This is a genomic window from Parasaccharibacter sp. TMW 2.1884, from assembly GCF_023337695.1.
Taxonomy (GTDB): Bacteria; Pseudomonadota; Alphaproteobacteria; order Acetobacterales; family Acetobacteraceae; genus Bombella; species Bombella apis.
Window position 1 is genome coordinate 71,332 of record NZ_QORR01000002.1, and the last position, 16,816, is coordinate 88,147.

Here is a 16,816-nt window from a genome sequence, read left to right on the forward strand (position 1 = left end):
GTTCAGTGTGGGCTGCGTTCCAGGAAGGCCCGGATGCGCTGGGGAATTCCCTCCGGGGATTGGAAGCGGTCCCGCCGGTAATCCTGCGTTCCCTCCAGTTTTTTCTCGATCAGCCCGTCATGGAAATCGCCCATCATGCCGTTGATCGTGGCGAGATATTCTGAAAGCTGGTCCAGCGCTCTGGAGGGGCGGATCGTGCGCAGTGTGTCATTGAAGGCCACCCGGCGGCTGACGATCTTGCGCATGACATGGAATTCATGGCCGGTTGTGGCATCCAGCGTGCGTATCAGTTTTGCCAGTCTGGCATTTTCTTTCTTCTGGTAAGCGATGATGCCTGCCGTACTGTCTTCTTTCCAGAGGGCGATGGGGGCGGCGATCAGCCAGTAATAGACTGGTGAGAGCACGACCCAGAGGATGAGGCCGTTGATCAGCGTAGCCCGCCGCTGGTGATTTTTGAAGGCATCCTGCATGTTGCCCATGATGATGGTGACAACATGCAGCAGGAGCGGATAACGGTGCTGCCTGGTGAAATTGGCACAGGCAAAGCGCATGTGCTTGAATTTGGCCCGTGCGTATTTGAAGGCCAGCTGTTCGTCCTTGCTGGCTGTGCCAGAGAGGGCAATCTTCAGGATCAGGCGACGGAAGGCCTTGCGGTCCACGCCATGTTCGAGAAGCTGCCAGCAGAGATTGTAGCCATCCCGGATTTCAGTCTTCTCACAGGCGGGCAGGACATCCTCGGGCAGGGGGGTGTCAGGGTGGGGAACGTCATCAAGGAGAACATGCTCAAAGACGGTATCCAGCATCTTCTGAGGGAAAGCCGGTGTGCTGCGGCGGCTGGCAGAAGGGCGGAAAGGGAAAATGGGCATGGCTGGGCTGGCATCTCCTGGCAAGGTATCAGCTGCCGGGCGAGGCGGGCAGGCTGTCGGTCTGGCGGATCTCCCTTTCATGAGGGAGGATGATCCTGTTGCGGCGCAGATAGGTTATACCCATTATGGCGAACGTGGTCATGGTAGCAAAGAACATGCCCAGGGCATAGGCAAGCCCGGCGCCGTTCAGGCCGTAGCGATGGCCCATGTAGACAAGCAGCGGGACGTAAAGAATCACGGAAACGAGCTGGGCCAGCATGATGTAATGGGAGCGTCCCGCCGTGTAGAGCACGCCTTCCATTGGCAGCCCGGCGGTGAAGAAGACCAGAGCCGGAGACATCCACATCATCAGGGTTGCGGCATCGCCAAAGCGGTGACCGAACATGCTGATGACGGGTTTTCCCCCGATATAGACAACCAGCATGGCCAGCATGCCCAGTGCGCCGGCAAGGACGCTGGTCCGCAGGGCCAGCTTCCATGGGGCGGAGGTCCGTGGATCCATGAGAACGACTTCGGGGTAGTAGCTTTTCTCCAGCAGTTTTGCAGGCCGCTGGACAGCATCCAGAAACTCCATGGCGAGGGAATAGAGGCCGGCTGCCGATGTGCTGACGATCTTGCCGACCAGCAGCTTGCTGATCGGCTCCCAGACCGTTTCCAGCAGGGTGGTGATGTTGGCGGTCCAGACGAAGCCCCACATGCCCTTTGGCATCTGCCGGGCTGCCTTCAGGATGCTGGGGCGCAGCCCTTTCAGCAGGTCATGGCGTTTCAGTTCCAGCAGGGCCGTGGCCCAGAGATATATCTGGCCAGCCAGAAGAGCCAGGTACCAGGCGATGACGAAACCGGCCAGCTTCATGCCACTGCCCCATGCCAGCAGGCAGCAGACAGCCCGGACAGCTGGTGTGATGAGCTGCTGCCGGGAGACGAGGTCTATGCGGTCGAAAAGGCGGAGGATGCCGTAGGCGGCCGTGCTGCCCATGCCGGGGATCAGCGTGCAGTAGAGCAGGATCAGCAGGGTTGGCTTGTCATGGACACCCAGCACTTTGCCCAGACAGAGGAAGGCCACCATGCCGAACACCATGGAGAGAAGCCCCGCACAGATATCCAGCCCCATGGCCAGGCTGATGCTGGTCTGGACAGTCTTGCGCTCTCCCTTCTGCCAGGGAACAGCAGCATAATGCAGGACAATCTGCCAGCTCTGGAACTGGCCGATGGCGGCAATCGTCTCGATGTAGGAGGCTATCAGTGTCAGCACGCCGAAATCATGCGGGCGCAGTGTTCGCCCGGTCACGACCAGTGCGACGAGGCCCATGACAGCCCCGATGAGTTTGGTCGATCCCAGCTTTCCCGCATTTTTCAGAACAACGCGGAAAAGATCATCCTTGAACCACCCTTTCATTCTGCGGGCTCGTGGAAGGCAGGAAGTTCATTGATGGCGACAACCCGCCAATGCCCGGCAATATGTTCGATGATGCTCAGGGAAAGATTCTGGATGCAGAAGCGCAGGGCCGTTTCCACGGGGATGTCCAGACAGTGGGCAAGAGCCATGCGAATGGCGCCGCCATGGCTAAGAATGACCATGTCTTTTCCGGCATTCTGTCGGGCATGGCTTTCCAGCGCCAGGCCGATGCGCTGGCGGACATCCACCATGCTTTCACCCTCTGGTGGACGTTCATCTGCTGCGATGGACCAGAAAGGGGGAGCCGGTTTTCTGAGCAGGGATGGAAACGTGTCGTGGGGGGTACCGTTCCATTGCCCGATGGACTGTTCAATGAAGGCGGGGTCAATCCTCATGGGAGTGGAGAAATTGCCGGCTTTCTGAATGGTCAGGCCGGTGTCGCGGGCCCGCTGGAGGGGGGAGGAAAACCATGTCGCCTTGCGGGGCAGGCGCCGGGCCAAGGCCTCATAGGCGGGCTTCTGGCTGCGGAGATGCTGGGGACAGAGGGGCACGTCCAGCGTGCCGTACATGGTCTGTCGTGCTGCTTCTTCCACGATGGCATGACGCACCAGCCAGAAACGTGTCACACCGGCGGGGAGGTCCGGTCCATCCAGAAAATGCTCCTGAGGGTCTGGCATGGCGGGCTGCGTCACAAAAAAACCTCTCGAATGGGTCAGACAGCTGTGTCGGTTTGCCGGGGGAGGGCTGACAGGCTGATCACAGATTCATGATAAGGCGCATAGCGGGGAAAGAAACAGCTCTCAAGGAGAAGTTTCATAATTTGTGAAAACTGTTGCGGTCCTGGATGCGGTTTTTCATTCCGTTCTGACGCCGGGGCAGCTATCTGATAGGCATGGCCCCGTCAGGTGGGGAACAGGCCAGAAAGCCACGAAGGAGAGAGACGGACATGAAACTTTCAGCAGGGCCGGTCATGGCTCCGGGTTTCTGGGTCAGGCTGTTCCGCACGGTCTGGCCGAAGAGCGACAATGAAGTATTCGTGCTGGATGGCAAATGGGTGATCCTGTTTCATGTCGTCATTGTTGCCATCCTTATCGGCGTCCATCTGATTCTGATGAACCTCAAGGATTTCTGACAGGACGCAAGGCTTTCCGGGTCATGACGGTTCCAGCCAGCAGGTAGAGGCCGACACCGCCCAGACTGATCCAGAATGGCAGGGGAATGTCGCTGTACCAGGCGAGGAGCAGCCCGCCCCATGAGAGCAGAAGCGCCCCCAGAACGGAGCAGACCATGCCCCGGAAGGGGGAGAGCTCCAGCTTCAGGGCAGCGGCAGCAGGGCCGACCATCAGGCTGAAACAGAGCAGTGCTCCGGCGATTTCCGCACAGGCCGCCGCAGCGAGGGCGGCAAGCAGGAGGAAGAGCTGGCCCAGCCGGGTTGGCGAGAGGCCCTGTGCCTCTGCCAGGCTGGGGCAAAGGCTGCTGAAAAGCAGGGGGCGCCAGAGGATGGCCACTCCTCCAAGACAGACAGAGACCAGCCCTGCCAGCATGCCAAGGGTTGGGCCATCCAGCCCCAGAACATCGCCAAAAAGCAGGGTCGTTGTCTGGGAAGACGCTTCATTCGCTTCATGAAGACACCAGACACCAATCCCCAGGCTGGCGGCCAGAATGAGGCCGGTCATCGTGTCCCGCTGGGTGGGATGCTGTCTGCCCCGCTGTTCCTGCCCCATGAAGAGACCGCCCACCATGCTGGCGGCCATCATGCCTGCCAGTGGGGGGAGATGCAGCCACACGGCTGCTGCTGCCCCACTGAAGCCGATATGCGGCAGGGCATGGGCTGCAAAAGCCTGTCGCCGCAGCAGCATGAGCCAGCCCAGCGTGCCAGCCAGCAGCGAAACGAGAAAACAGCCCAGAAAGGCATGCTGCATGAAGGGGAAAGAAAAGGGATTGGTCTCAGACATGCAGCGCTCCCTTTGACAGAGTGATCTCTCTCATGGGCAGGTCAAGGCCAGTGGTCTGTAGCGGCCCATGAACCGTGATGAACAGACTGACCTTTTTCTGCTGGTGAAGCTGGCTGAAAAGCTGGAGCAGCGCTTCATGGCTGGCACGATCCAGGGCGGCAAAGGGTTCGTCAAGAATGAGCAGCCTCGGGGAGCCGGCAAGGGCCTGTGCAAGGGCAACACGTTGTCTTTCGCCGCCAGAAAGCGCTCCGAGCGGGCGTGAGGCCAGAGGCAGGGCCCCGACTTCAGCCAGAAGGGTCCTGGCTTTCCTGCGGGTTTTGCGAGGGGCAGGAAACCCCCAGTGCGTGCCATCCAGACAGGCCATGACATGGCTGATGACCGGCAGCATGGGTGCCGTGTCGTCAGCCTTCTGCGGCATGTACCCACAATGGCGGCGGGCTCTGGCGGGTGGGTGGCCATTGATGAGAAGCTTCCCCCCCTGTAGGGGAAGCAGTCCCATGAGGGCTCGGAGAAAACAGGTTTTTCCGGCTCCATTCTGTCCACGCAGGATGGTCAGGCCCTCCAGGGGAACATCAAGAGTGGCATGATGCAGGACAGGATGGCCCCCTACCTGGAGGCTGACATCCCGGCAGGTAAGGCGGGCTTCCTTCATGGATGGGGGGGCAGCGGGGTGTTGCGGGGCGCTGTCTGGTACAGGGCCTGTTCGAGCGATGTGAGGATGCCGTTCAGCCAGTCCTGCCAGTGTTGCCCGGTGGGCAGGCTTTCCCCGATGGCAAGGACTGGAATGCCGGACTGACGGGCCATGTCCTCCATTCTGCTCGCCTGTGGGGCGCTGATGGCCGGATTGCTGACCAGAAAGCGGATGGTCTTCTCGTGCAGGGCTGTTTCCAGCATGGCGGTGTCACGGGGAGACAGACCGGATTCGTTCATCAGGGCACGGGCCCAGCTCTGGTCTGTCATGACCAGCCCAGCCGCCAGCAGGAGACGTTCCCCGGCTGGTTCGGTCATGGCGAAGGGGGCGCCATGGTCTCTCTGCTGGATGGCCTGCTGGCGGGTGGCGATCTGGTCGATCTGCTGTTCGAACAGGGCGAGGCGCCTGTCGATGTCCTGCTGGGCCTGGGGGCGAAGCCCGGCAAGCCAGACGGCGATCTGTCGGGCCGTATTCCGGACCGTAGGGAGATCAAAAAAGAGATGCGGGTCTTCTCCGGTCTGCCAGCCCCCCTGACTGGCAGCAAGGAAGAGCTTCACAGAGGTGGGAAGCAGCTTCATGGCCCAGTCATCATAGGTGGCTCCATTGAGCAGTACGGCATCACTGGCTGCCAGCTGGCGGGCCATGAGGGGTGAAGGCTGGAGATGGTGCGGGTCCAGCCCCTCGCTGGTGATGAGCGAGCGTGTCCGTAGCGCTGGGCCACCAATCTGCTGGGCGATATCGCACCAGACGGGTTCCACGCAGCTCAGCAGGGGGGCTGGTCGGTCCGGTCCCGTTTCCGTGCTGGCCCGGGAAGGAAGGGGCAGCAGGCCTGTCAGCAATGTCAGAAAAAGCGGCAGGCAGGGGAGAAAACGCACCGTGAACATGGAAGCCTTTCAGGGCCATCAGCAGACGTGGATGTTATATAATAACATTTCGTTTGTCTGAAAAGGCACGGTCCTCCCCTCCCCTTCTCTCATTTGTGCCCGAACAGATGGCGGAGATCGTCACTGAGATGCTGGAAGGCATCCTCGTTGCTGCGTCGCCGCCTGTTCCCTTTCTCGGAAATGGCTGTAACGGTGACGGTCATGCCGGCAGCGAGGTTGAGGTCCGGCGGGATGGAATCCAGGCTGATGCGGACGGGAATACGCTGGGCCAGCCGCACCCATGTATAAACAGGGTCCACGGTGGGCAGGCCGAGGGCATTGGTCAGGGCGTTCCTGCTTGCAATGCCACGGGTGATGCTGTGGACATGCCCATAAAGCGGGGTGTGATAGCCCATCAGATCCATGCGGACAGGGTCTCCCACGCTGAGGTCATGGACCTTCACTTCCTCGAAATACCCATCCACCCAGAATGAATTCGTGTCGATGACATGAATGTTCACCTGCCCGGCGGAGGCATAGTCCCCCGGCCTCATGGTCAGGTTTGTGATGATGCCGTCTATGGAGCTGCGGACGGTCGTGCGGTCCAGATTGATCTGGGCCTGTCTGCGCTGGGCAAGGGCTGTGCTGTAGATGGCCCGGGCCTGCTGTGCCAGAGCCTCATACTGCGTCTTTTCTTCCTGCGAGACGGCCGCTCCCGGGATGGCATGGCGCCACCGGGCCTGATTCAGGCGGAACTCCAGGTCTGCCTTGGCCTTGTTCACATCGGCATCGGCTTTTTCGAGGGCGACCTGATAGTCGAACGGGTCGATGACATACAGCACGTCTCCAGCATGGACCTGCTGGTTGTCATGGACAGGAACGGTGATGATCTGCCCGGAGACACGGGGAGCAATATTGGCCACCTGTACACGCACCTGCCCGTTACGGGTCCACGGGGCGGCGGTGTAATAGTCCCAGAGGACAACAGCCACGAACCCGGCCACGCAGAGGATGGAAGCTGTGACAGCAAAACGGATGAGGCGGTAGGCACGGGTAAACACTGGCAGCCTTATAGCAGGATGGTGAACAGGCCGAGCAGGCAGATCATGATGGCAAACTGTGCCAGAGGCGGGTTGGCGAAGAAACGCCAGAGCCTCATCCACTGGAGCATGAGGCGGAGCAGGAAGGTCCCCAGCAGGGCCAGGGCCAGGTCGATGATGAAGGAGGACACGAACAGCCCATCCAGATTGATGACAAGGTGGCGTGTTACCATCGCCTGCGCCCTATTCCGTAGTGGCGGAGCGCGGATCCGTTCTGCTGGAGGAGGAAGCGGACTTCCTCCAGCCCTGCAGCACATAGAACCGCTGCAACATGGGCAGGCCCGCTGGAGGCTGGCGCCCGGGAGAGCATCTTCTCTGCCATGAGGGGCAGATGGTCTGCCAGTGAAAAGAGCTTCATGCGGGTCAGGCTCATCTGCATGGTGTCCGCCAGTGGTGCCAGTTCCGTGTACTGGCGGGCCGTCTTGAGGTCCAGCTCCAGCCGGGCCAGGGCTGTGGTGAGGTCTGCCAGACTGATGAAACGCTGGCAGACCCTCCAGGCTGCCTTGCCTTTCTTCTCCTGGCTGATGGTCTGGCTCAGCATGTAGAGCTGGTGGAGCCGGTCATATTTGCGGCTCAGCAGGGCTGGTGTGAAGGATGGTGACCGGGCGGCAAACTGGCGTTCCAGCTCCCTGGCGATGGAGAGAGTGATGCGGAAGCGGGTCCGCCGTGGCCGTGGCGGCAGGAACAGGATGAGGAAGAAGGCGGTGATGCCAGCCGCACAGAGATAGAAGGTGTTGCGGTCCACAAAGGCAAGAAGGTTGTAGTCATGGTGATTGTTCAGCCCCAGAAAGACGAAGAAAAAGGCGCCGTAATGTGAGCCTGCGGCCGCCGTTGCGGGATTGATGATGAGCAGGCAGCTGAACATGACCTGGAAGAGCATGACAATGGCCATGCCCATCATGGTGTTGACATGCGGCAGGATGAAGAACGAGGTCAGCCCCGCCGTCAGGATGCCCAGCGGTGTTCCGATCAGGATACCCCGGCCGAAAGCGGCACTGTTGGGCTGGGTGATGCCCAGGCAGAGCAGCATGGCGCATTGAGAGAGTGCCGTGGCGGCATTGGGCAGGCCGCTGCCGATGAAGAGGGCCGCTGCCGCACTGAAACAGAGCAGCACCCTGATGGCATTGACGAGAGCTGCGATCCTGTCCGGGTGGAAGGCGAACCGGCTCATGGTTTTTACCTGGCCCAGTGGGGCTGCCTTCAGCAGCGTGTTGAGACCTTTGCGGCTGATGTGACGGCTGGCAATCAGGCTGGCCGTGCGTTCCAGACGCCAGGCATCGGCCAGGGTCAGCCGGGGGGCCTCTGGCGGCAGGCGGCCGAGCAGGTCTGCCAGGATGGTTTCTCTGTCCGTGCCAGAAGGGGCGTGTATGTCGAAGCGTGTCAGGGCCAGCACGGCGGGGGCGATGGTGGCCTGGCGCATGAGAGCCAGCAGGCTGCGGCAGCAGGACAGGGCCGTCACCATGCCAATGAGACAGACCTGTGCCCCTTTTGCGCGCAGCCGACCTCGGGTCAGTTCGGTGCGTGTATCATGCACCTGGTGGGTCAGGGCAAAGACCGTGCTGGAAAGCGCTATGGTTTCCAGCGGGGAAAGGGTTGGCACGGTGTCATCAAGGGCGAGACGGGTTTCATGGCGTACTTCGGCTGCCGTTTTCTGCAGACTGCGCACGAGTCTTTGCCAGACATGCGGTGTACCGGAAAGCAGGGCGACCGTGGCAATGGCGGCAACGCCGATCATCACGGTGGAGACACGGGCCACCGTGACATCAAAGGCATTCTGGGGGGCATCAATGTGGGAAATGGCGATCAGGGCCACGACATAGCCTGAAAGGACGGCCCCATAGGCCCGGAATCCTCGGCGCAATGTGCCGGCATAGGCGCATATGGCCATCCAGACAGCACAACCACCCAGCAGAAGCTGGCGTTCCTGCCCGAACATGGAGACAAGGCAGAGGGCTACGACACCACCAACCAGAGTGCCGACCACCCGGTAGAAGGCTTTGCTCAGGGCCTGCCCCCGCAGGGGTTGTGCCAGCAGCATGACGGTCACGGCAGCACTGGCGGGAGAATCAATCTGCGCCCAGAAGGCAACCAGCAGGGCCAGCACGAGCGCTGCCCAGATGCGCAGGGTGAAGCTCCACCAGCCTGGTGGAAAGATGCTGCCTGCGGCCACCCGGAGACGGGACATCATGGCGAGGGGTGCCTGCATCAGGAAAAACGCACGACCGGGCATGAAACAGCAGAGCAGCCAAGGCCGGGACAGGCACTGCCATCAGGCAGGTAAGCCGGCTGATGTTTCACATGGAACAATTTGTAAGAGGATATCTGGTGGAGCCAATCGGGATCGAACCGACGACCTCTTGAATGCCATTCAAGCGCTCTCCCAACTGAGCTATGGCCCCACTTTTGCGGTGTGTCGATGACGCACCGTGTGGGGAGCATATATCCCCACATGGGAGGAAAAGGCAAGGGGGAAGATGCAATTTTTTCCATAAATTATTGCACGGGCTTCCTGCTGCCTGTCAGCTAGGCAGGATACCATGCTGTCGCAGGGCAGCCAGCAGCGGGATGAGCGGCAGCCCGGCAATGGCATCACTGCTCCCGGTTACAGTGTCAAAAAGCTGGATGCCCAGCCCTTCGATCCGGTAGCACCCTACGCAGGAGAGCAGAACGTTCCCTTCCTGCTGGAGATAATCGTCCAGAAACACCTCCGAAAAGGAGCGCATGGTCAGGGTCGGGCTGCTGATGTGGGACCAGAGGGGCTGACCGTCCCTCCAGAGGGTCACGGCGGCATGGAGGGCATGGGTCCGGCCCCGCAGGGCCAGAAGATGGGTGCGGGCCTCGGTCAGGTCAGCCGGTTTGGCGAAGGCCCGGCCTTCCAGCTCCAGAATCTGGTCCGCAGCGATGATGAACCGTCCGGGGTGCTGGCCAGAGGCTGCTTCTGCCTTGGCCTGGGCCAGGGCAAGGGCCGTGTCCCGCAGGGAGAGACCTTGCGCTTCGGCCTGCCGACGCAGGGCGTCTTCATCCACATCAACCGGGCTGGCCGTGACAGGGACTCCGGCGGCATGAAGAAGCTGAAGCCGGATGGCAGAACCGCTGGCAAGAACAGGCATGGGGACCCTCCGTGTAAATGATCGGGCAGCCGCTATCATATCATGCCATCGCATGACAGAGCTTCATTCCATAGTTGACGCCTTCCGCCCCAGCGGGGCAAGGATAGCCGTATGGATGCCATCATGGCTATGGCCGTGGGAGGGGGTATCTTCCCTTCCCTTTTTTCGGGATGTTGGACAAGGCGCAGGCATGACACAGCAGGACAGAGCAGTTCCTTCAGGGATGGACAAACAGGGCAAGCCGCTTCTGCGGGCCTTGCGGGGCGAGGCCGTCTGGCCGCCGCCTGTCTGGCTGATGCGACAGGCAGGGCGTTACCTGCCGGAGTTCCGGGCCATGCGGGAGCAGGCGGACTTCATCACACGCTGCATGACGCCCGATATCGCTGTGGAGCTGACCCTGCAACCCATCCGTCGTTATGGCATGGATGGAGCGATCCTGTTTTCGGACATCCTCATCCTCCCCTGGGCCATGGGGCAGGACCTGCGCTTTGAGGAAGGGCGTGGCCCGGTGATGACGCCCATCCGCAGCGAGTCTGACCTTGCCCGGCTGGATGAAGGCCGGATGATGGAAGCGGTGGCCCCCGTGCGGGAGGCCCTGCGCCGCCTGCGTGTGGAACTGCCGGAGGAGACGACCCTGCTCGGCTTTGCGGGCAGCCCCTTTACGGTGGCCTGCTACATGGTCGAAGGAGGCAGCTCCCGTGATTTCGCCCATATCCGGGCGATGATGCAGAAGAACCCGGCCCTGTTCGACAGGCTGATGGAGAGTCTGACCCGCAATACGGCAGAGATGCTGTGCGGCCAGATCGAGGCCGGAGCGGAAGCAGTCATGCTGTTCGATTCCTGGGGGGGTATCCTGCCGCCGGAGGCTTTCCGCCGTCATGTGATCGAGCCGACACGGCAGATCGTCGCCCATATCCGTGCCCGCCATCCTGACGTGCCGCTGATCGGCTTCCCCCGTCTGGGCGGTGTCATGGTGGCGGAATATGCCGAGAAGACCGGCATCAATGCCCTGGCCCTCGATACGGTGGCGGACATGGCCAAGGTGGCTGAAATGGTGCCCGAGACAGTGACCCTCCAGGGCAATCTCGACCCGATGATCCTGCTGAATGGTGGCGAGGCCCTGAAGGCAGAAGCCCGCCGCATCCGGGACAGCCTCAGGGGGCGGCCACATGTGTTCAATCTGGGACATGGTGTCATCAAGACCACGCCGCCGGAACATGTGGCCACGCTGGTTGAGACGATCAGGGACATCCAGTCATGAAAAACGCATTACGGCCAGGGCTGAAGCTGGTCATTTTTGATTGTGATGGCGTGCTGATTGACAGTGAAGGGCCATCCTGCCGGGCGACGGCGGGGTTTGCCCGCTCGCTGGGCCTGAACATTTCCGATGAGGAAGGGCTGGCCCGCTTTGCGGGCAAGGCCCTGCCGCAGGTAGTGAAGGAGCTGGAGGCGGAGCTGGGCCATCCCCTGCCCCCGGGCACCCACACGAAAATGCGGGACAATCTTGTCAGGCTCATGAAGGAAGGTACGGAACCCGTGGCTGGGGCCGTTCCCCTGCTGGAGGCTCTGGCGGCACGGCATGTTCCTGTCCGTGTCGGCTCCAACTCATCCATGGCGGAGATGGAGGCAAAATTCGGTTTTACCGGGATGGATCGCCTCCTGCCGGAGGCCCGCATCCATTCGGCTGCCGATATGGGGCATCCCAAACCGGACCCGGCCGTCTATCTGCATGGGGCCGAGGTGGAAGGTGTCCGGCCGGAGGAAACGGTGGTGATCGAGGACAGTGACACGGGGGCGGAAGCAGCCCGCCGGGCCGGCATGTCCTGCATCCTGCTGCGTCCGGCATCCCATCCCCTGCCGGGCTTCTGGCCCGTGGAGGGATTCGTGCGGGTGGAGCATCTCGATGAGGTCATGCCCCTTCTTGAGGGGGCCCTGGCCCGGAAATGACATGACAGCCGGAGAGGCTGCCTGATGTGCGGGAAGACCGCCCCATGATGGAGGCGGGAAGAACGGAAGGTAACGGGATTATGGCACTGTTTCTGCTGAAGCATCTGAACTGGTTTGTCTCACTGCACATCATGGCTTTCGTGTCATGGATGGCAGGACTGTTCTATCTGCCTCGGCTGTTCGTCTATCATACGCAGATAAAAGCAGGCTCTGAGGAAAGTACCCGTTTCAGCCTGATGGAGCGTCGCCTTCAGAAGCAGATCATGGCACCGGCCATGATTGTGACCTTTTTTACCGGTGCTCTGATGGCCTCTCTCCCGGGGGTGGTGAGCTGGTCCTCCGGCTGGTGGTGGGTCAAGGTTTTCTGCCTGTTGGGCATGTTCATGTTCCACGGGGCCTGCTCTGTCTGGCGCCGTGATTTTGCTGCCGGGCGTAACCGGCATGGTGAGCGTTTCTATCGCATTGCCAATGAGATTCCGACCATCCTGATGGTCCTCATCGTCATCATGATCGTGGTGCGCCCATAAAGGGAGGGGGATTCCCCTCCCTCAGGCTTCAGTGGGAATGAGGGCAGAAGCCGTATCTGTTCTCTTCCGGCTGGCTCTTCAGGCAGAAGACAGTGCAAAGCGGCAGGAGACCCACGATGGTCACGGGCAGGAAACGTCTCCTGCCCGATCAGTGCTGATGCGCCCGTTTCTTTCTGGCCTCACGCCGTTTCTCATCGGCAAGGGCTTTCCTGATGAGGGCATGTTCGTGGTGGCGGAGAAAAAGGAACGACCCGCCCAGCACTGCCAGCATGACAACGGCAAGCCCGATGCCGAGAGGCCCCGTAAAGCTGTCGATCTGGCTGCCCAGTTCGTAGGGGACGAGAACATAGCATGTTCCCCAGAGCAGCCCGCCAAGGGCATTGTAAATTGAGAAGGGCAGCCAGGGCATCCGGGAGGCCCCGGCGAGGAGGGCGATGAGAATGCGCAGGAAAGCGATGAAACGGCCCAGCAGCACGCCCGCTCCGCCAAACCGGCGGAAGAGATAGCGGCCAAGGGTGAGGCGGTCCTTGTGCAGGCCGATTTTGCGCCCGTGTTTTTCCAGCAGATGATAACCGAGCTGATGGCCGATGAGGTATCCGACATTGTCCCCGATGATGGCCCCGCTGACAGCGGCGATGATCAGCCCCTCCGGTGTGAAGTGGTGCGTGTGGGAGGCATAGAGGGAGGCGAAGATGAGCAGGCTCTCGGCTGGCAGGGGAATCCCCGTGCTTTCCAGCAGAATGATAAACCCTAGTGTCAGATAGGCATAAAGCGGGGGGAGATGCTCAAGAAAGGCGGAGAGATGCTGTATCAGGGGATGGGCTTCCTCTAGAAAGGGGGCACTGCGCCGCACCAAGTCCAGTCAGAAGAAACCCGGTCCAGCAACGGCCTGCCAGTGCTTTCTCCTGTCAGAATACTGGGGTAGGCAGAAATAAGGCAAGAACGTTTTTTGCAGGAGAGACATCATGACAGCAGCCCCTTCCCTGCCCTGGGTCACGCCGGAGCTGATGACACGCCGGACACGCAGCCTGTCGGAGATCAGGGCCGTGGCGGGATGGGTGCTCTGGCTGGAGCGGCGGCCGGATGAACAGGGCCGCAGTGTCGTGGTCGGGCGTGCGCCGGATGGCACCCTGCACGATCTCACCCCACCAGAGGCCCAGGTTGGTACGGACATGCATGTCTATGGTGGTGGGGCCTGGGCTGCGGAACGTCATGGGTCGGACATGGTCGTGCTGTTCAGCGACAGCAGGCAGGGTGGCCTTTGGCGGAGCCGCAACGGTCAGGCCGCCCAACCGCTCTGCCCGGCTGCCGGTGATGATGGCGTGACATGCCGTTATGCGGACCTGTCCCTTCAGGACGGACGGCTCGTCTGCGTGCGGGAAGTGGAAACGTCCTCCGGGGAGGAAAAGGCCGACCTTGTGGAGGTTGATGCACAGGGGCGGCTCCACTCCCTCCAGAGTGGGGCGGATTTTTACATGTCGCCCCGGCTTTCACCTGATGGGCGGTTTCTGGCCTTCATCGCATGGCAGAATCCGCATATGCCGTGGACGGAAACGGGCCTGTATGTGACGGACCTGTCCGGTGCGGGCGGGACGGTCTGCCTGACTGGTGGAACGGGGCAGGACTGTAGCGTCATGGGGCCGTTCTGGGATGGGCGGCGGCTTCATGCGCTGTCCGATGCCGCTCTGGCTGGTGCCTTGCCTGAGTCTGACCGGCACTGGACGCCGGTTGCTTTCGAGCCGGAAGACATCACCGGGGGCGGCACGGCATGGCGGGCCTGTCCCCTGCCCCCGGCTCCGGCCGAGGTGGGGCTGCCTGCCTGGGTGTTCGGGCAGTCCTGCTGTGCGGCCCTGCCGGGGGGACGGCTGCTGGCCCGTGGTGTGCGGCAGGGCGTGCCGGTAACCCTGCTGCATGAACCGGCTTCAGGCTGGCGGGACGTGCTGGCAGGGGCCGTGCCGGATGATGTTCCCGTGCCGCTGGAGGGAGGCTCACGCTTTGCATGGCTGAACAGCCCGCCGGATGGTCCCCCTGCCCTGATGCTCGGCACGCTGGACGGAGCTGCGGAAGACCGGGAGGTCATCCGCAGGGCTTGGGAGATGCCGCCTCATGTGGTCGCGGCGGACATCGCCCTGCCGGAGACGCTGTCCTTTCCCGTGGAGAACGGGCCGGGGCCGCTCCATGCCCAGTTCTACCCTCCCGCCCGGGGGCCGCACTGTGAAAAGGTGGCGGGAAAGCCCCCTCTTGTGGTGATCGTTCATGGAGGGCCGACCGGGCAGGCCCGGACGGACCTGTCCTTCAAGGTCCAGTGGTGGACATCCCGGGGCTTTGCGGTGCTGGATGTCAATTATCGTGGGTCCACCGGTTTTGGCCGGGCCTATCGGGCGGCACTGGATGGCCAGTGGGGCGTGCTGGACGTGCAGGACTGCTGCCGGGCCGTTCAGGGGGTGATCGAGCAGGGGCTGGTGGACCCGCAACGCTGTGTCATCCGGGGCAGCAGTGCCGGGGGGCTGACGGTCCTTTCCGCTCTGGCCCGGTCCGACCTGTTCGTGGCGGGCACATCGCTTTATGGCGTGACGGACCTTCGGGCACTGGCCGAGGAGACGCACCGTTTCGAGGCCCGGTATCTGGATGGTCTCGTGGCACCGTGGCCGGAGGAGGAGGCCGTGTATCTGGCCCGGTCTCCCCTGTCATGGCCGGAGAAGATCACGGCTCCCGTCCTGTTCCTTCATGGGGATGCAGACCGTGTCGTGCCGCTGTCTCAGGGGCAGGCTTTGCAGAAGCAGCTTCCGGCCTCGTCGCTGCATGTCTATCCGGGAGAAGGACACGGCTTCCGGGATGCCGGGGTGATTGCGGATTCCCTTGCCCGGGAGCTGGCTTTCTACCGGGACGTGTTCGCTGGCAGGAGAGGCTAGCGCATTTTCCCCTTCCGCTGGGGCAGCGTCTGGCCGAGGCGGTGGATGACGGTGAGGGCGGCAATGAGGGCCAGTGAGCCTATGAGCGTGACGCCCAGGGCCTGACCGATCATCACCCCTCTCGGCCCGTAATGGATGCCGATGGCTATGAAGGGAATGGTCCCTACTGTGGCCCTGCTCCAGTTGAAAGCTGTGGAGTAGAGGGGGTGCCCCAGATTGTTGAAAGCCGTGTTGGAGACGAAGAGCAGCCCGACAAACATGTAGCTGGCCACGGCCCAGTGGCAGAAGAGCCGTACCAGCTCCACCCCCGTGCCCTGGACATGGAATATCTGGAGGATCAGCGGCTCGCCAAGGGCAAAGACCAGCCAGTCCAGCCCGACACAGAGGGCCGTGAGCTTGAGGGCGCAGAGAAAGGTCTCTTTTACCCGGTCCGGCTGCCGTGCTCCCAGATTCTGGGCCATGATGGGGCCGACGGAGCCTGTCAGGGCAAAGACGAAGGCAAAGGCGACCGGCACCATGCGGTCCACCACGGCCTGCCCGGAGACGGCCTCCAGCCCGAAACGGGACATGGCGTGCGTGACGATGAGATTTCCGATAGGGGTGGCCATGTTGGTGCCGATGGCGGGCAGGGCGATGGCCCCTATGGCCCGGCTGGCATTGGGGATCGTCCTCAGGCGGGGCCGCTCCAGCATGTCATGCCCCCGGAGATTGAGGAACCCGCTGAGAGAGATGACACAGCGGGACAGGACCGTGCTGATGGCCGCCCCTTCCAGCCCCAGATGCAGGCCAAAGATCAGGATGGGGTCCACGATGACCGTGCAGGCGGCCCCTGTCAGGGTGACCCGCATGGCACTTCTGGCATCCCCCACGGCCCGCAGCAGGGAGGAGAGAGCCATGCCGAGGCAGACCAGCGGCAGGGCGGGGGAGGTGATGTAGAGAAAATGCGTGGCGTGTTCCAGCGCTGCACCATGGGCGCCGAGCAGGGCCAGCAGGGGGCGGGCCAGAAAGGCCGTGATCAATCCCAGCGTGCTGGTGACAGCGAGCATGAGTACCAGAAAGGCGGAAGCCTGCCGTCTGGCCCGGAAATGGCGGCAGGCCCCGATAAGCCGGCCGGTGCTGGCTCCCAGCCCGATGGACATGCCCAGAGAGACGGCCACCTGCACGAATCCCAGAGAGGTGGCGAAGGCGATGGCCGCTGTCAGCGTCGGGTCATGCAGGTGTGAGATGTAGAAGAAATTGAGCAGGTCCACGAAAAAGACGGCCATCAGCCCGATGGCGCCTGTCCCGGCCATGGTGACGACATGGCGCATGATGCTGCCATGTACGAATCTGGCCCGTCTGGCTCTCTGCCGGGCGCAGGGGGACTCCTTGCCCCCGGCAGGAGTGACGGGGGAAGAAACCGGGGTGAGGGTAGGATCAGGCTTCGGCTGCATGGCTCTTCATTCTGCC

At 62.1% G+C, this 16,816-nt stretch carries 17 protein-coding genes and 1 tRNA gene; 5 read left to right on the forward strand and 13 right to left on the reverse strand.

The features are described 5' to 3' along the window. Window positions 1-2: 2 nt before the first annotated feature. The 3 genes from DTI93_RS04595 to DTI93_RS04605 are packed head-to-tail and all read right to left on the reverse strand — an operon-like array spanning window position 3 to window position 2,939. Window positions 3-947 carry a hypothetical protein gene (locus DTI93_RS04595; RefSeq protein WP_227656487.1) on the reverse strand — a complete coding sequence of 315 codons (945 nt, stop codon included), beginning with the start codon at window positions 945-947 and terminating at the stop codon, window positions 3-5. After that, complete coding sequence (locus DTI93_RS04600; RefSeq protein ID WP_249079795.1) at window positions 895-2,262, reverse strand: lipopolysaccharide biosynthesis protein; 1,368 nt, start codon at window positions 2,260-2,262, stop codon at window positions 895-897. The genes DTI93_RS04595 and DTI93_RS04600 overlap by 53 nt, the downstream gene beginning before the upstream one ends. After that, a complete protein-coding gene (locus tag DTI93_RS04605) occupies window positions 2,259-2,939 on the reverse strand; it encodes a histidine phosphatase family protein (RefSeq protein WP_081563330.1) in 681 nt (226 codons plus the stop codon). The genes DTI93_RS04600 and DTI93_RS04605 overlap by 4 nt, the downstream gene beginning before the upstream one ends. A gap of 269 nt (window positions 2,940-3,208) precedes the next feature. On the opposite strand from DTI93_RS04605, the gene DTI93_RS04610 reads away from it, so the two are divergent. Next, window positions 3,209-3,394, forward strand: a complete 186-nt coding sequence (locus DTI93_RS04610) for a hypothetical protein (RefSeq protein WP_043559129.1) — start codon at window positions 3,209-3,211, stop codon at window positions 3,392-3,394. Here DTI93_RS04610 and DTI93_RS04615 read toward each other — a convergent pair. The 8 genes from DTI93_RS04615 to DTI93_RS04650 all read right to left on the reverse strand — a co-directional run bounded on the left by DTI93_RS04615 (window position 3,381) and on the right by DTI93_RS04650 (window position 9,981). Next, window positions 3,381-4,217, reverse strand: coding sequence for a metal ABC transporter permease (locus DTI93_RS04615; protein ID WP_081562437.1), 837 nt, complete (start codon window positions 4,215-4,217; stop codon window positions 3,381-3,383). The genes DTI93_RS04610 and DTI93_RS04615 overlap by 14 nt on opposite strands. After that, window positions 4,210-4,869 carry a metal ABC transporter ATP-binding protein gene (locus DTI93_RS04620; protein ID WP_249079798.1) on the reverse strand — a complete coding sequence of 220 codons (660 nt, stop codon included), beginning with the start codon at window positions 4,867-4,869 and terminating at the stop codon, window positions 4,210-4,212. Before DTI93_RS04620 ends, DTI93_RS04615 begins: the two co-directional genes overlap by 8 nt. Next, window positions 4,866-5,792, reverse strand: coding sequence for a metal ABC transporter solute-binding protein, Zn/Mn family (locus DTI93_RS04625; protein WP_103765670.1), 927 nt, complete (start codon window positions 5,790-5,792; stop codon window positions 4,866-4,868). Before DTI93_RS04625 ends, DTI93_RS04620 begins: the two co-directional genes overlap by 4 nt. Before the next feature lie 89 nt (window positions 5,793-5,881). Further along, the gene (locus DTI93_RS04630; protein WP_043559122.1) at window positions 5,882-6,832 is read right to left on the reverse strand and encodes an HlyD family secretion protein; all 951 of its coding nucleotides are present in this window, start codon (window positions 6,830-6,832) and stop codon (window positions 5,882-5,884) included. Window positions 6,833-6,840: 8 nt separating this feature from the next. Then, on the reverse strand, window positions 6,841-7,044 hold the full coding sequence (locus DTI93_RS04635) for a DUF1656 domain-containing protein (protein WP_043559119.1): 204 nt from the start codon (window positions 7,042-7,044) through the stop codon (window positions 6,841-6,843). Next, window positions 7,038-9,059, reverse strand: a complete 2,022-nt coding sequence (locus DTI93_RS04640) for an FUSC family protein (RefSeq protein ID WP_193699498.1) — start codon at window positions 9,057-9,059, stop codon at window positions 7,038-7,040. Before DTI93_RS04640 ends, DTI93_RS04635 begins: the two co-directional genes overlap by 7 nt. A gap of 135 nt (window positions 9,060-9,194) precedes the next feature. After that, a tRNA-Ala gene (locus tag DTI93_RS04645) sits at window positions 9,195-9,270 on the reverse strand. Between the two features lie 120 nt (window positions 9,271-9,390). Next, window positions 9,391-9,981: a nucleoside triphosphate pyrophosphatase gene (locus DTI93_RS04650; RefSeq protein WP_249079801.1), complete on the reverse strand. Its 591-nt coding sequence runs from the start codon at window positions 9,979-9,981 to the stop codon at window positions 9,391-9,393. Window positions 9,982-10,204: 223 nt separating this feature from the next. Between DTI93_RS04650 and hemE the strand changes: the two genes are divergently transcribed. From hemE to hemJ, 3 genes are all read left to right on the forward strand, one after another. Next, the gene (hemE, locus tag DTI93_RS04655; protein ID WP_154981108.1) at window positions 10,205-11,242 is read left to right on the forward strand and encodes a uroporphyrinogen decarboxylase; all 1,038 of its coding nucleotides are present in this window, start codon (window positions 10,205-10,207) and stop codon (window positions 11,240-11,242) included. Further along, entirely contained in the window at window positions 11,239-11,928 is a 690-nt protein-coding gene (locus tag DTI93_RS04660) for an HAD family phosphatase (protein ID WP_086441861.1), read from the forward strand. The genes hemE and DTI93_RS04660 overlap by 4 nt, the downstream gene beginning before the upstream one ends. Before the next feature lie 80 nt (window positions 11,929-12,008). After that, window positions 12,009-12,455: a protoporphyrinogen oxidase HemJ gene (gene hemJ, locus DTI93_RS04665; protein ID WP_043559109.1), complete on the forward strand. Its 447-nt coding sequence runs from the start codon at window positions 12,009-12,011 to the stop codon at window positions 12,453-12,455. A gap of 148 nt (window positions 12,456-12,603) precedes the next feature. Here hemJ and DTI93_RS04670 read toward each other — a convergent pair whose 3' ends face one another. Next, window positions 12,604-13,308 (reverse strand): DedA family protein, encoded by a 705-nt coding sequence (locus tag DTI93_RS04670; protein WP_227449746.1) that lies wholly within the window; start codon window positions 13,306-13,308, stop codon window positions 12,604-12,606. A gap of 112 nt (window positions 13,309-13,420) precedes the next feature. On the opposite strand from DTI93_RS04670, the gene DTI93_RS04675 reads away from it, so the two are divergent. Continuing rightward, window positions 13,421-15,367 (forward strand): prolyl oligopeptidase family serine peptidase, encoded by a 1,947-nt coding sequence (locus DTI93_RS04675; protein ID WP_249079803.1) that lies wholly within the window; start codon window positions 13,421-13,423, stop codon window positions 15,365-15,367. On the opposite strand, the gene DTI93_RS04680 is transcribed toward DTI93_RS04675, so the two are convergent. Further along, complete coding sequence (locus DTI93_RS04680) at window positions 15,364-16,800, reverse strand: MATE family efflux transporter (RefSeq protein WP_249079804.1); 1,437 nt, start codon at window positions 16,798-16,800, stop codon at window positions 15,364-15,366. The two genes, DTI93_RS04675 and DTI93_RS04680, sit on opposite strands and share 4 nt — an antisense overlap. Between the last annotated feature and the right edge of the window lie 16 nt (window positions 16,801-16,816).

Coding starts and splice junctions, on each gene's coding strand:
- DTI93_RS04595 (WP_227656487.1), bottom strand. CDS start 947: ATGAAAGGGAGATCCGCCAGACCGACAGCCTGCCCGCCTCGCCCGGCA.
- DTI93_RS04600 (WP_249079795.1), bottom strand. CDS start 2,262: ATGAAAGGGTGGTTCAAGGATGATCTTTTCCGCGTTGTTCTGAAAAAT.
- DTI93_RS04605 (WP_081563330.1), bottom strand. CDS start 2,939: ATGCCAGACCCTCAGGAGCATTTTCTGGATGGACCGGACCTCCCCGCC.
- DTI93_RS04610 (WP_043559129.1), top strand. CDS start 3,209: ATGAAACTTTCAGCAGGGCCGGTCATGGCTCCGGGTTTCTGGGTCAGG.
- DTI93_RS04615 (WP_081562437.1), bottom strand. CDS start 4,217: ATGTCTGAGACCAATCCCTTTTCTTTCCCCTTCATGCAGCATGCCTTT.
- DTI93_RS04620 (WP_249079798.1), bottom strand. CDS start 4,869: ATGAAGGAAGCCCGCCTTACCTGCCGGGATGTCAGCCTCCAGGTAGGG.
- DTI93_RS04625 (WP_103765670.1), bottom strand. CDS start 5,792: ATGTTCACGGTGCGTTTTCTCCCCTGCCTGCCGCTTTTTCTGACATTG.
- DTI93_RS04635 (WP_043559119.1), bottom strand. CDS start 7,044: ATGGTAACACGCCACCTTGTCATCAATCTGGATGGGCTGTTCGTGTCC.
- DTI93_RS04640 (WP_193699498.1), bottom strand. CDS start 9,059: ATGATGTCCCGTCTCCGGGTGGCCGCAGGCAGCATCTTTCCACCAGGC.
- DTI93_RS04650 (WP_249079801.1), bottom strand. CDS start 9,981: ATGCCTGTTCTTGCCAGCGGTTCTGCCATCCGGCTTCAGCTTCTTCAT.
- hemE (WP_154981108.1), top strand. CDS start 10,205: ATGGACAAACAGGGCAAGCCGCTTCTGCGGGCCTTGCGGGGCGAGGCC.
- DTI93_RS04660 (WP_086441861.1), top strand. CDS start 11,239: ATGAAAAACGCATTACGGCCAGGGCTGAAGCTGGTCATTTTTGATTGT.
- hemJ (WP_043559109.1), top strand. CDS start 12,009: ATGGCACTGTTTCTGCTGAAGCATCTGAACTGGTTTGTCTCACTGCAC.
- DTI93_RS04675 (WP_249079803.1), top strand. CDS start 13,421: ATGACAGCAGCCCCTTCCCTGCCCTGGGTCACGCCGGAGCTGATGACA.
- DTI93_RS04680 (WP_249079804.1), bottom strand. CDS start 16,800: ATGCAGCCGAAGCCTGATCCTACCCTCACCCCGGTTTCTTCCCCCGTC.